General features: G+C 70.6%; 15 protein-coding genes. All 15 read left to right on the top strand.

All coding sequences use genetic code 11. The features are described 5' to 3' along the window. Positions 1–378: helix-turn-helix domain-containing protein (locus ACVNF4_RS24715; protein WP_461805072.1), on the top strand; the 378-nt coding region annotated here is incomplete at its 5' end. Between the two features lie 231 nt (positions 379–609). Beyond that, entirely contained in the window at positions 610–1,911 is a 1,302-nt protein-coding gene (locus tag ACVNF4_RS24710; RefSeq protein WP_461805071.1) for a hypothetical protein, read from the top strand. A gap of 200 nt (positions 1,912–2,111) precedes the next feature. Next, entirely contained in the window at positions 2,112–2,684 is a 573-nt protein-coding gene (locus ACVNF4_RS24705; protein WP_461805070.1) for a GNAT family N-acetyltransferase, read from the top strand. A gap of 77 nt (positions 2,685–2,761) precedes the next feature. After that, a complete protein-coding gene (locus ACVNF4_RS24700) occupies positions 2,762–2,896 on the top strand; it encodes a putative leader peptide (RefSeq protein ID WP_461805069.1) in 135 nt (44 codons plus the stop codon). Between the two features lie 116 nt (positions 2,897–3,012). Continuing rightward, the gene (locus tag ACVNF4_RS24695) at positions 3,013–4,710 is read left to right on the top strand and encodes a nitrite/sulfite reductase (RefSeq protein ID WP_461805068.1); all 1,698 of its coding nucleotides are present in this window, start codon (positions 3,013–3,015) and stop codon (positions 4,708–4,710) included. Then, positions 4,707–4,886, top strand: coding sequence for a hypothetical protein (locus ACVNF4_RS24690; RefSeq protein WP_461805067.1), 180 nt, complete (start codon positions 4,707–4,709; stop codon positions 4,884–4,886). The genes ACVNF4_RS24695 and ACVNF4_RS24690 overlap by 4 nt, the downstream gene beginning before the upstream one ends. Next, positions 4,883–5,590: a phosphoadenylyl-sulfate reductase gene (locus ACVNF4_RS24685; RefSeq protein WP_461805066.1), complete on the top strand. Its 708-nt coding sequence runs from the start codon at positions 4,883–4,885 to the stop codon at positions 5,588–5,590. Before ACVNF4_RS24690 ends, ACVNF4_RS24685 begins: the two co-directional genes overlap by 4 nt. 23 nt (positions 5,591–5,613) lie before the next feature. Beyond that, positions 5,614–6,150, top strand: a complete 537-nt coding sequence (gene cysC / locus ACVNF4_RS24680) for an adenylyl-sulfate kinase (protein WP_461805073.1) — start codon at positions 5,614–5,616, stop codon at positions 6,148–6,150. A gap of 11 nt (positions 6,151–6,161) precedes the next feature. Further along, the gene (gene cysD, locus ACVNF4_RS24675; RefSeq protein WP_461805065.1) at positions 6,162–7,088 is read left to right on the top strand and encodes a sulfate adenylyltransferase subunit CysD; all 927 of its coding nucleotides are present in this window, start codon (positions 6,162–6,164) and stop codon (positions 7,086–7,088) included. 2 nt (positions 7,089–7,090) lie between these two features. Then, positions 7,091–8,413, top strand: coding sequence for a sulfate adenylyltransferase subunit 1 (locus ACVNF4_RS24670; protein ID WP_461805064.1), 1,323 nt, complete (start codon positions 7,091–7,093; stop codon positions 8,411–8,413). A 2-nt stretch (positions 8,414–8,415) separates the two neighbouring features. Continuing rightward, positions 8,416–8,538 carry a hypothetical protein gene (locus ACVNF4_RS24665; RefSeq protein ID WP_461805063.1) on the top strand — a complete coding sequence of 41 codons (123 nt, stop codon included), beginning with the start codon at positions 8,416–8,418 and terminating at the stop codon, positions 8,536–8,538. A 129-nt stretch (positions 8,539–8,667) separates the two neighbouring features. Continuing rightward, positions 8,668–9,780, top strand: coding sequence for an aliphatic sulfonate ABC transporter substrate-binding protein (locus ACVNF4_RS24660; protein WP_461805062.1), 1,113 nt, complete (start codon positions 8,668–8,670; stop codon positions 9,778–9,780). Positions 9,781–9,816: 36 nt separating this feature from the next. Further along, on the top strand, positions 9,817–10,599 hold the full coding sequence (locus ACVNF4_RS24655) for an ABC transporter ATP-binding protein (protein WP_461805061.1): 783 nt from the start codon (positions 9,817–9,819) through the stop codon (positions 10,597–10,599). Continuing rightward, positions 10,586–11,473: an ABC transporter permease gene (locus tag ACVNF4_RS24650; protein ID WP_461805060.1), complete on the top strand. Its 888-nt coding sequence runs from the start codon at positions 10,586–10,588 to the stop codon at positions 11,471–11,473. Before ACVNF4_RS24655 ends, ACVNF4_RS24650 begins: the two co-directional genes overlap by 14 nt. A 6-nt stretch (positions 11,474–11,479) precedes the next feature. Further along, on the top strand, positions 11,480–12,113 hold a 634-nt coding region (locus ACVNF4_RS24645; protein ID WP_461805059.1), incomplete at its 3' end, for a sirohydrochlorin chelatase.

Here is a 12,113-nt window from a genome sequence, read left to right as displayed (position 1 = left end):
GGGGGGCGGGAGCGGGGGGCGCGGATCGTGCTGGACCTGTCGCTGCCGCGGCGCTGGTCGGTGACCGTCTCCGGGGGCGCGGGCGCCTGGGTGCAGGAACTCAGCCCGCGGCACGCCGAGTTGCTGTACCTCCTGGCGGTGCACCCGATGGGGCGCAGCGCGGCGGAGCTGGCCGCGGAGGTGTTCGGCGACCCGGCACGGACGGTGACCGTGCGGGCCGAGATGTCGCGGGTGCGGCGCTATCTCGGGGAGTTCCTGGAGCGTCGTCCGTACCGGTTCCGGGAGGACGCGGAGGTGGACGTCGTGCTGCCGGACGAGCCGAGGGATCTGCTTCCGCACTCGGTGTCGGCGGCGGTGAACCGGGCGCGCACCTCATAGCCGGCACGCCCGCCGTCGCGCGGTAAACGCCGGAAAACCCTTGCGCGGCAAGGGAATCGGCATAGGGATATCCCTCCGATGCGGCTCCGCACACGCTTTCCCCCCATCCTTTGCCGGGTCTGCCACACAGGCGTTGCCCGACTGCCGTAGAGTCCCTTACGGGTCACCCCACCTGCTCCTCGGTCAACGCACGGATCAACAGGCGCAGTTGGCCCGCACCGGGAGGACGAGATGACGCAACGTGGCCGCCACCGCAGGCGCCGTAGGGGAAGAGCGCTGCGTGGGTTCCTCGCCGGGACCGCTCTCGCTCTGACCGCCGCCGCGACCATGATCAGCGCGTCGCAGGCGACCGTCTCGGACGCGCCGGGCGCGCTGAGGCAGGTGGAGGTCACGACCGCGCTGCGGATGACGGAGGACCTGGTCCCGCAGGCGTCGCTGAACCGGCTCGCGGTGGGCATGGGCCGTCCGGTCGGGGTGGGCACGGTGCTGGAGTCGGGTGACCGGCTGCTGCGGGACTCCACGGACTGCACGGCCGCCGAGCAGGACCAACTGCCGCTCGCACCCGAGCCGGTGACGTCCTACTGCTGGGACGCGGCGGACACCGCCGGCTGGCGGCCGGGCGCGGTGACGACGTCCGGGGACGCGGACGACGACGGCGTGTGGGGCACGAACCGGGTGCTCCTGTCCGGCTGGTCGCGGGCCGGGCGGGCCGCGGACGGCGGGTTCGCGCGGGTCGCGTTCGTCGACGCGAACGACCCGGACCGGCTGACGTACACGTGGGTGCTGCTGGCGGTGCCGGTGTCCGACGGCGCGGACTTCCGGGCGCTGCGCTCCTCGCTGACCGGCATGGTCTGGTACCAGGACAAGCTGCTGGTCACCGCGGACGGCGGGGACGGCGGGGACGGCGCCGCGCTGTACGTCTTCGACATGAACCGCATCCAGCGCGCCTCGGTCGACGGCGACGCGGTCGGCCGGGTCTCCGGCGGCTGGTCGGCCCACCGGGCGCGCTTCGTGCTGCCCGCGATCGGCACGTACCGGCTGGGTGCGGGCTCCCCGCGGCCCGGCACGATCTCCCTGGACCGCAGCACGGTCCCCGACAGCCTCGTCGCCGGTGAGCGGACCTCGCACGGCGGCTCCGCCCGGCTGTGGCGCTACGCCCTCAGCTCCCTGCCCGACCGGGGCGGTCTGCTGGCCGCCGACACGTTCGGCCGGGTCGCGGCGACGGAGGCGTACCGCACCGAGGTCGAGGGGCTGCGCGGGGTGCTCTCCCGCGACGACGCCTGGTACGTCAGCCAGGCCCCCGGCGAGGACGACGCGCACGGCACGCTGTGGCGCCAGGACACCGAGGGCACGTCGGCCGCGGAGTGCGGCGGCTCCGACCGCCACGCCTGCTGGAGCGGGGCCCCGCAGTCCCTGTCGTACTGGGCCGCGACCGGCGAGGTCTGGTCCCAGTCCGGCCGCACCCTGTTCGCGATGCCGCTGGCGTCGGTGGACCGGGAGGCGAAGCGGCAGTGGAGCGACGACCGGGAGTGAGGCGGCGGTAAGCGCGTACTGCCGCTCTCCGTGGAGTGAACCGACGCGCATTCCGGCGCGTACGCCCCTGTCCGGCGCCTCCGGGCACCCCCGATGATCTTCCCGGCAGACCTCCCCGCCGGCCCCGCCGCGATCTTCCCGGGCAGTCGTCGACAGGCCCCCGTCGACAGACCCCGCGCCCGGATGATTCCCTGGCGCTCATGAGCAACATCCCCGTGACCACCTGGTCCCTGGAGCAGTCCGCACCGACCGACCTGCTGCCCGCCGCCGCCCCCGAGGGCGACGTCCGGGTGGTGCGGGCGGAGGTTCCGTCGCCGGAGTTCAGCCGGTTCCTGTACGCGTCGGTCGGCGGCGACATCCGCTGGATCGACCGGCTGGCCTGGCCGTACGACCGCTGGCGCGCGCATCTGGAGCGGCCGGGCGTGGAGACGTGGGTGGCGTACGAGCGGGGCACACCCGCCGGGTACGTGGAGCTGGACCCGCAGGACGACGGCGTCGTCGAGATCGTCTACTTCGGGCTGCTGCCCGCGTTCCGGGGCCGTCGGATCGGCGGGCACCTCCTGTCGTACGGCGCCGCGCGGGCGTGGGACCTCGCGGAGCGGTGGCCCGAGCGGTCGTCGACGAAGCGGGTGTGGCTGCACACCTGCTCGCTGGACGGCGAGCACGCCATGGAGAACTACCTGCGCCGGGGCTTTCACCTGTTCGACACGAAGGTCGAGGAGGAACCCCAGGTCGCCGCACCCGGTCCCTGGCCCGGCGCATACCCGGCCTGACCTGCGCCGACAAGCCCTCGTGCGGCACTTGTGACCGAACGCACCCGCGTCTCGTCTGGCGAGACACAGGTGTCCGCATGTCGGATGATGCTGGACTGTGTCCAGAACGCCGTGCCACGCTTTCCACCATGTCCGGAACTGGAATCGCCTTGGTGAGTCGACGGCACGTCGATCTCTGCCGCATGTCCAGCGCCATCTGTCCGGCGAGCTGACGAGCCGCGTCGCCGCCGCATCCCGCCCTTCCGTCCGTCCTGCGCGCATGCCCTTGATGTGCTGCGTTTTCCCAGGTCGGAGCCGCATTCGCCTGTCTCGAAGGACGTACATACTCATGGCCGCCACCCCTGAGAACCCTGACGCCTCCGCGCCCCGTCGCAAGGTGAGCCGTCACCGCGGCGAGGGCCAGTGGGCGGCCGGACATTTCACGCCGCTCAACGGGAACGAGCAGTTCAAGAAGGACGACGACGGTCTCAATGTGCGGACACGCATTGAGACGATCTACTCGAAGCGCGGCTTCGACTCGATCGACCCGAACGACCTGCGCGGCCGAATGCGCTGGTGGGGGCTGTACACCCAGCGCAAGCCCGGGATCGACGGCGGCAAGACCGCGATCCTGGAGCCGGAGGAGCTGGACGACAAGTACTTCATGCTGCGCGTGCGCATCGACGGCGGCCGGCTCACCACCGAGCAGCTGCGGGTGATCGGCGAGATCTCGCAGGAGTTCGCGCGCGGCACCGCGGACCTCACGGACCGGCAGAACGTGCAGTACCACTGGATCCGCATCGAGGACGTCCCGGAGATCTGGGAGCGCCTGGAGGCGGTGGGCCTGTCCACCACCGAGGCGTGCGGCGACACCCCGCGTGTGGTCCTCGGCTCCCCGGTGGCCGGGATCGCCGAGGACGAGATCATCGACGGCTCCCCGGCGATCGAGCAGATCCAGGCCCGGATCATCGGCAACAAGGCGTTCTCGAACCTGCCTCGCAAGTTCAAGTCGGCGATCTCCGGCTCCCCCCTGCTGGATGTCGCCCACGAGATCAACGATGTCGCGTTCGTCGGCGTCGAACACCCCGAGCACGGCCCCGGTTTCGACCTGTGGGTCGGCGGCGGCCTCTCCACCAACCCGAAGATCGGCGTCCGGCTCGGCGCGTGGGTCCCGCTGGACGAGGTCGCGGACGTCTACGAGGGCGTCATCTCGATCTTCCGCGACTACGGCTACCGCCGCCTGCGCACCCGCGCCCGCCTGAAGTTCCTGGTCGCCGACTGGGGCGCGGAGAAGTTCCGGCAGGTCCTTGAGGACGAGTACCTCAAGCGTGAGCTGATCGACGGCCCGGCCCCGGCGCAGCCGGTGGAGCGCTGGCGCGACCACGTCGGCGTGCACCGACAGAAGGACGGCCGGTTCTACGTCGGTTTCGCGCCGCGCGTGGGCCGGGTGGACGGCGCGACGCTGGCGAAGATCGCCGACCTCGCCGAGGCGCACGGCTCGGGCCGGGTCCGCACGACGGTCGAGCAGAAGATGATCGTCCTGGACGTCGAGCAGGACCGGGTGGAGTCGCTCGTCGAGGGCCTGGAGGCGCTCGACCTGACCGCGAAGCCGTCCCCGTTCCGGCGCGGCACGATGGCCTGCACGGGCATCGAGTACTGCAAGCTCGCGATCGTCGAGACGAAGGCGCGCGGCTCGCAGCTGATCGACGAACTGGAGCGCCGCATCCCGGAGTTCGACGAGCCGATCACCATCAACATCAACGGCTGCCCGAACGCCTGCGCCCGGATCCAGGTCGCGGACATCGGTCTCAAGGGGCAGTTGGTCCTGAACGACGCGGGCGAGCAGGTCGAGGGCTTCCAGGTGCACCTGGGCGGCGCGCTCGGTCTGGAGGCCGGGTTCGGCCGCAAGGTCCGCGGCCTGAAGGTCACTTCGGCCGAGCTGCCGGACTACGTGGAGCGGGTCCTGAAGCGGTTCCAGGAGGAGCGCGAGGACGGCGAACGGTTCGCGGCGTGGGCGACCCGCGCCTCGGAAGAGGCCCTGTCATGAGCGAGCGCGCGGCCCCCTTCCACTGCCCCTACTGCGGGGACGAGGACCTCCGTCCGAACGAGCAAGGTCACGGCGCCTGGGAATGCGGGGCGTGCAACCGCGCATTCCAGTTGAAGTTCCTGGGGCTGCTGTCCCGGGGTCTTCAACGTGCGGACGACGGAGGGGATCGGACATGACGACGGCTCACATAGCGCGCACCGACGACGAGTTGAAGGAGCTGGCCGAGCGGGCGGGCCGGGATCTGGAGGACGCTTCGGCGCTGGAGATCCTCCAGTGGGCGGTGGACACCTTCGGCGAAGGGTTCTGCGTCACGTCGTCCATGGAGGACGCCGTGGTCGCCCACCTCGCCTCCCGGGTCCGCAAGGGCGTGGACGTGGTCTTCCTCGACACGGGCTACCACTTCCCCGAGACGATCGGCACCCGGGACGCCGTCGGAGCGGTGATGGACGTCAATGTCATCACTTTGACGCCCCGTCAGACGGTTGCCGAGCAGGACGCCGAGTACGGCCCCCGACTCCACGACCGCGACCCCGACTTGTGCTGCAAGCTGCGTAAGGTCCAGCCGCTGGAGCAGGGGTTGACGGCGTATCAGGCGTGGGCGACCGGGCTGCGCCGGGACGAGTCGCCGACCCGGGCGAACACCCCCGTCGTCGGCTGGGACGAGAAGCGCCGGAAGGTGAAGGTCTCCCCCATCGCCCGCTGGACGCAGGACGACGTGGACGCGTACGTCCTCGAACACGGCGTGCTCACCAACCCGTTGCTGATGGACGGCTACGCGTCCGTCGGCTGCGAGCCCTGCACCCGCCGGGTCCTGGAGGGCGAGGACGCGCGCGCCGGACGCTGGGCGGGACGCGCCAAGACCGAGTGCGGGCTGCACTGATGACGACGAATCAGGAGACCGACGTGACGAGCGGAGCCACCGTCTGGCTCACGGGCCTGCCGAGTGCCGGCAAGACCACCATCGCCTACGAGCTGGCCGGGCTGCTGCGCTCGCAGGGCCACGCCGTCGAGGTGCTCGACGGTGACGAGATCCGGGAGTTCATCTCGGCGGGCCTCGGCTTCAGCCGCGAGGACCGGCACACCAACGTGCAGCGCATCGGGTTCGTCTCCGAACTCCTCGCCCGCAACGGCGTGAAGACGCTCGTCCCGGTGATCGCGCCGTACGCCGACAGCCGGGAGGCCGTCCGCAAACGCCACCAGGAGGGCGGGACCGCCTACTTGGAGGTGCATGTCGCAACTCCGGTCGAGGTGTGCTCCGTTCGCGATGTGAAGGGCCTGTACGCCAAGCAGGCGGCGGGTGAACTCACCGGTCTCACCGGGGTGGACGACCCGTACGAGGCACCCGAGTCGCCGGACCTCAGGATCGAGTCGCAGGACCAGACCGTGCGGGAGTCCGCCGCGTCGGTGTACGCGCTGCTGAGCGAAAGGGGACTGGTGTGAAGGGGACTGGTGTGACCACCGTCGCGACGGTCACCGGGGGCACCTACGCCCTCTCGCATCTGGACGCCCTCGAATCGGAGGCCGTGCACATCTTCCGTGAGGTGGCGGGGGAGTTCGAGAACCCGGTGATCCTGTTCTCGGGCGGCAAGGACTCCATCGTCATGCTGCACCTCGCGCTGAAGGCGTTCCGCCCGGCGGCGGTGCCGTTCTCGCTGCTGCACGTCGACACCGGGCACAACTTCCCGGAGGTCCTGGAGTACCGGGACCGCGCGGTCGCACAGCACGGTCTGCGGCTGCATGTCGCGTCCGTGCAGGACTACATCGACCGGGGTGTCCTCAAGGAGCGGCCCGACGGCACCCGTAACCCGCTCCAGACGCTGCCGCTGACGGAGAAGATCCAGGCGGAGAAGTTCGACGCGGTGTTCGGCGGCGGGCGCCGGGACGAGGAGAAGGCCCGCGCGAAGGAGCGGGTGTTCTCGCTGCGGGACGAGTTCTCGCAGTGGGACCCGCGCCGCCAGCGCCCGGAGCTGTGGAACCTGTACAACGGGCGGCACGCGCCGGGCGAGCACGTCCGGGTGTTCCCGCTGTCCAACTGGACCGAGCTGGACGTCTGGCAGTACATCGCCCGCGAGGGCATCGAGCTGCCGGAGATCTACTTCGCCCACGAGCGCGAGGTGTTCCAGCGCGCCGGGATGTGGCTGACGGCCGGCGAGTGGGGCGGCCCGAAGGCGTCGGAGCCGGTCGAGAAGCGGCTCGTGCGCTACCGCACGGTCGGCGACATGTCCTGCACGGGCGCCGTCGACTCGGACGCCACGACCCTGGACGCCGTGATCGCCGAGATCGCCGCGTCCCGGCTGACGGAACGGGGTGCCACCCGCGCCGACGACAAGATGTCCGAGGCCGCGATGGAGGACCGCAAGCGCGAGGGGTACTTCTAGACATGAGCACCACACTCACCGAGACGACGCTGCTGCGGTTCGCGACCGCCGGTTCCGTGGACGACGGCAAGTCGACCCTCGTCGGCCGGCTGCTGCACGACTCCAAGTCGGTCCTCGTGGACCAACTGGAGGCCGTGGAGCGGGCGTCGGCCTCGCGGGGCCAAGAGGCCCCGGATCTCGCCCTGTTGACGGACGGGCTGCGTGCCGAGCGCGAGCAGGGCATCACGATCGACGTGGCGTACCGCTACTTCGCCACCTCCGAACGGCGGTTCATCCTCGCCGACACGCCAGGTCACGTGCAGTACACCCGCAACATGGTGACGGGTGCCTCCACGGCCGAGCTGACGGTGATCCTCGTCGACGCCCGCAACGGCGTCGTCGAACAGACCCGCCGGCACGCGGCGATCGCCGCCCTGCTGCGTGTCCCGCACGTCGTCCTCGCCGTCAACAAGATGGACCTGGTCGACTACCAGGAGGGCGTGTTCGCCGCGATAGCCGAGGAGTTCACGGCGTACGCGCTCGAACTCGGTGTCCCCGAGGTCACCGCGATCCCGATCTCGGCGCTGGCCGGTGACAACGTCGTGGAGCCGTCGGCGAACATGGACTGGTACGGCGGTCCGACGGTCCTCGAACACCTCGAAACCGTGCCCGTGGCCCACGACTTGGCGCACTGCCACGCGCGGCTGCCCGTGCAGTACGTGATCCGTCCGCAGACCGCCGAGCACCCCGACTACCGGGGTTACGCCGGTCAGATCGCCGCCGGTTCGTTCCGCGTCGGCGAGCCGGTCACCGTCCTGCCGTCGGGCCGCGCGACCCGCATCGCCGGAATCGACCTGCTGGGCACGGCAGTCGAGGAGGCGTGGACGACGCAGTCGGTGACGCTTCTCCTGGAGGACGACATCGACGTCTCGCGCGGTGACCTGATCGTGCCGAGCAAGGACGCCCCCGCGACCACTCAGGACGTGGAGGCGACCGTCTGCCACGTCGCCGACCAGCCGCTGACCGTCGGCCACCGCGTCCTGATCAAGCACGGCACGCGCACGGTGAAGGCGGTCGTCAAGGACATCCCGTCCCGTCTCACCCTGGACGACCTGTCCTTGCACCCGCACCCGGGACAGCTCGCCGCCAACGACATCGGCCGCGTGAAGATCCGCACGGCCGAGCCGCTGCCGGTCGACTCGTACGCCGACTCGCGCCGCACCGGCTCCTTCATCCTGATCGACCCGGCCGACGGCACCACGCTCACGGCCGGCATGGTCGGCGAGTCCTTCGCGACCCCGGAACCCGTCAAGGACGCGGCGGACGACGACGGTTGGGACTTCTGACGATGGCTCAGTCTCAGGCGGTATCTCAGGTGGATTTCTACTCGACGTTCGCGAAGGAGGGCGGCCGGGTCGGCAGCGGCGCCCTCGGCAGCGGGCAGGGCGGGGTGGCCCGATGTGCGTGCTGACGTACGCGCACCGCTCGCGCGCCCTGTCCCCCCACCGGACGTCCCGTCATCGACGAAAACGCCCTGCCGAACTCCCGGCCACGACCTGAGAGACCGTGACCCGCCGGGCCAACGAGAGGAACCCCTCCCGTGCCTGCCTCCCGCCCGACCCTCGCCCGCCGCACCCTGATAGCGGCAACCACCCTCCCCTTGCTGGCACTTGCCGCCTGCGGCTACGGCTCCGAGTCCAAGGACACCTCCTCCGAGCAGAAGGTCGCCGCCGGCGCCGAGAAGATCGACGGCCTCGACTCCGTCAAGATCGGCTACTTCGGCAACCTGACCCACGGCACCGCGCTCGTCGGCAGGCAGAAGGGCTTCTTCCAGAAGGAGTTGGGGGCCACCAGGGCGTCGTACGCGACGTTCAACGCGGGGCCCTCCGAGATCGAGGCGCTGAACGCGAAGTCGATCGACATCGGCTGGATCGGCCCCTCCCCCGCGATCAACGGGTACACCAAGTCCGGCGGCAAGAACCTGCGGATCATCGGCGGTTCGGCGTCCGGCGGGGTGAAGCTCGTCGTGAACCCGGCGAAGATCAAGACCCTCGCGGACGTCAAGGGCAAGAAGATCGCGACCCCGCAGCTCGGCAACACCCAGGACGTGGCGTTCCTCAACTGGATCGCCGAGCAGGGCTGGAAGGTCGACGCGCAGAGCGGCAAGGGTGACGTCACCGTCGTCCGCACCGACAACAAGATCACCCCGGACGCCTACAAGTCCGGTTCGATCGACGGGGGTTGGGTGCCGGAGCCGACCGCGTCGAAGCTGGTCGCCGAGGGAGCGAAGGTGCTGCTCGACGAGGCGACGCTGTGGCCGGACAAGAAGTTCGTCATCACGAACATCATCGTGCGCCAGGACTTCCTGAAGGAGCACCCGAAGGCCGTCGAGGCGGTCCTGAAGGCGTCGGTCGAGACGAACAAGTGGATCAACGCCAACCCGGCCGAGGCGAAGGAGGCGGCCAACGAGCGGCTCGCCGCCGACTCCGGCAAAGCGCTCCCGGCGAAGATCCTCGACCCGGCCTGGGCGTCCATCCAGTTCATCGACGACCCGCTGGCCGCCACCCTCGACACCGAGGCGAAGCACGCCGTCCAGGCCGGTCTCCTCGCCAAGCCCGAGCTGGCCGGCATCTACGATCTGACGCTTCTCGACAAGGTGCTGAAGGCCGAGGGCGCCACCCCGGTCTCCGACGCCGGTCTCGGCGTCAAGTAGGCCCGGAATCCGACGAGTTCCCAGGAGGTGACGACCATGGCCACGACGACCCTCGCCGCAGCCGCCGAGTCGGTGGAGTACGCGGCACGCCTCTCGCACGTCTCGAAGTCCTTCGCGGGACCGGGCGGACAGCAGCTCGTCCTGGACGACATCACCATCGATGTCGCGCCGGGCGAGTTCGTCACCCTCCTGGGCGCCTCGGGCTGCGGCAAGTCCACACTGCTGAACCTGGTGGCGGGCCTCGACCGGCCCACCGCCGGGTCCATCGACACGGACGGCCGCCCGGCGCTGATGTTCCAGGAGCACGCCCTCTTCCCCTGGCTGACCGCCGGGAAGAACATCGAACTCGCCCTGAAACTCAGGGGAGTTCCCAAACCGGAGCGGCGCGGACGGGCCGAGGAACTCCTCGCACTCGTCCGCCTCCAGGGCGCGTACGGCAAGCGCGTCCACGAACTGTCCGGCGGGATGCGCCAGCGGGTGGCGCTGGCCCGTGCGCTGGCTCAGGAGAGCAAACTCCTGCTGATGGACGAGCCGTTCGCCGCGCTCGACGCCATCACCCGGGACGTCCTGCACGACGAGATCACCCGGATCTGGGCGGAGACGGGCGTGTCGGTCCTCTTCGTCACGCACAACGTGCGCGAGGCGGTACGGCTCGCCCAGCGGGTCGTCCTGCTGTCCTCGCGGCCGGGCCGGGTCGCGCGCGAGTGGCGGGTGGAGATCCCGCAGCCGCGCCGGATCGAGGACGCGCCGGTGGCGGAACTGTCCGTCGAGATCACCGAAGTCCTGCGTGGGGAGATCCGCCGTCATGGCCAGAGTTGAGTTGAAAACGGCGAACCCACCCGGCGGCGGTATCGAGGCGGGTCTCGATGCGCTGGAGTCGCAGGTCAGCGCCCGGACGCCGTTCAGAAAGACGTTCGTCGACAAGATCCTGCCGCCGATCATCGCCATCGCGGTGGTGCTGATCGTCTGGCAGGGCCTGGTCACCTTCAGGATCGTCGACGATCCCTCGAAGCTGCCGTCACCGGCCGACGTGGGAGCCGCGTTCAAGGACTCCTGGCTCAAGGGGGATCTGCTCGGCTACATCTGGACGAGCGTCTCGCGCGGTCTGCTCGGCTTCTTCTTCGCACTGCTCATCGGCACCCCGCTGGGCCTGCTGGTGGCGCGGGTGAGGTTCGTGCGGGCCGCGATCGGGCCGATCCTCTCGGGGCTCCAGTCCCTGCCGTCGGTGGCGTGGGTGCCGCCGGCGGTGATCTGGCTGGGCCTGAACAACTCGATGATGTACGCGGTGATCCTGCTCGGCGCGGTCCCCTCGATCGCCAACGGGCTGGTGTCCGGCGTCGATCAGGTGCCGCCGCTGTTCCTGCGGGCGGGCCGCACGCTCGGCGCGACGGGCGTCAAGGGCATCTGGCACGTCACCCTGCCGGCCGCGCTCCCCGGCTACGTCGCGGGCCTCAAGCAGGGCTGGGCGTTCTCCTGGCGGTCGCTGATGGCCGCCGAGATCATCGCGCAGTTCCCCGATCTCGGCGTGGGGCTCGGCCAGTTGCTGGAGAACGGGCGCACGGCGAGCGACATGGCGATGGTGTTCGAGGCGATCCTGCTCATCCTGTTCGTCGGCATCGCGATCGACCTGCTGATCTTCAGCCCGCTGGAGCGGTGGGTGCTGCGCAGCCGCGGTCTGCTGGTGAAGAGCTGATCCGCCGTGTTCCGTAAGCCGGTTCGCCCCGTGCTCGTGGTGGTCGCCCACGGCAGCCGTGATCCGCGGCACGCGGCGACCGTCCACGCCCTGGTGCGCAGGGTGCGGTCACTGCGGCCGGGACTGCGGGTGGAGACCGGCTTCCTCGACTTCAACTCCCCTTCCGTGCCGGAGGTGTTGGAGTCGCTGGCGGGCCAAGGGGTGCGGGACGTGGTGGCGTTGCCGCTGCTGTTGACCCGTGCCTTCCACGCCAAGGCGGACATCCCGGCGGTCCTCGCGGACGCGCCGGGTGCGCTGCGCGTGCGGCAGGCGGCGGTGCTCGGGCCGTCGCCGCTGCTGGTGTCGGCGCTCGAACGCCGCCTGTACGAGGCGGGGTTGAGCCCCGCCGACAAGTCCTCGACCGGGGTCGTGCTGGCCTCGGCGGGGTCCACCGACCCGGAGGCGATCGCGGTCATCGCCGACATCGCGCGGGAGTGGTGGCACACCGGTTGGTGCGCCGTGCGACCCGCGTTCGCCTCCGCCTCGCTCCCCCGCACCGAGGACGCGGTGGAGGAGTTGCGCGCGCTCGGCTGCCGCCGGGTCGCCGTCGCCCCGTACGTCCTCGCGCCGGGCTTCCTGCCGGACCGCATCGCGCGAGGCG

It is taken from the genome of Streptomyces sp. S6, assembly GCF_054880855.1.
The sequence above is the reverse complement of the archived record's forward strand: the minus strand, read 5'-3'. Positions and strand labels throughout refer to the sequence as shown.

Bases quoted from the DNA above. Each gene is read 5' to 3' on its own strand.
- ACVNF4_RS24710 (WP_461805071.1), top strand. From the start codon at position 610: ATGACGCAACGTGGCCGCCACCGCAGGCGCCGTAGGGGAAGAGCGCTG.
- ACVNF4_RS24705 (WP_461805070.1), top strand. From the start codon at position 2,112: ATGAGCAACATCCCCGTGACCACCTGGTCCCTGGAGCAGTCCGCACCG.
- ACVNF4_RS24700 (WP_461805069.1), top strand. From the start codon at position 2,762: ATGTCGGATGATGCTGGACTGTGTCCAGAACGCCGTGCCACGCTTTCC.
- ACVNF4_RS24695 (WP_461805068.1), top strand. From the start codon at position 3,013: ATGGCCGCCACCCCTGAGAACCCTGACGCCTCCGCGCCCCGTCGCAAG.
- ACVNF4_RS24690 (WP_461805067.1), top strand. From the start codon at position 4,707: ATGAGCGAGCGCGCGGCCCCCTTCCACTGCCCCTACTGCGGGGACGAG.
- ACVNF4_RS24685 (WP_461805066.1), top strand. From the start codon at position 4,883: ATGACGACGGCTCACATAGCGCGCACCGACGACGAGTTGAAGGAGCTG.
- ACVNF4_RS24670 (WP_461805064.1), top strand. From the start codon at position 7,091: ATGAGCACCACACTCACCGAGACGACGCTGCTGCGGTTCGCGACCGCC.
- ACVNF4_RS24665 (WP_461805063.1), top strand. From the start codon at position 8,416: ATGGCTCAGTCTCAGGCGGTATCTCAGGTGGATTTCTACTCGACGTTC.
- ACVNF4_RS24655 (WP_461805061.1), top strand. From the start codon at position 9,817: ATGGCCACGACGACCCTCGCCGCAGCCGCCGAGTCGGTGGAGTACGCG.
- ACVNF4_RS24650 (WP_461805060.1), top strand. From the start codon at position 10,586: ATGGCCAGAGTTGAGTTGAAAACGGCGAACCCACCCGGCGGCGGTATC.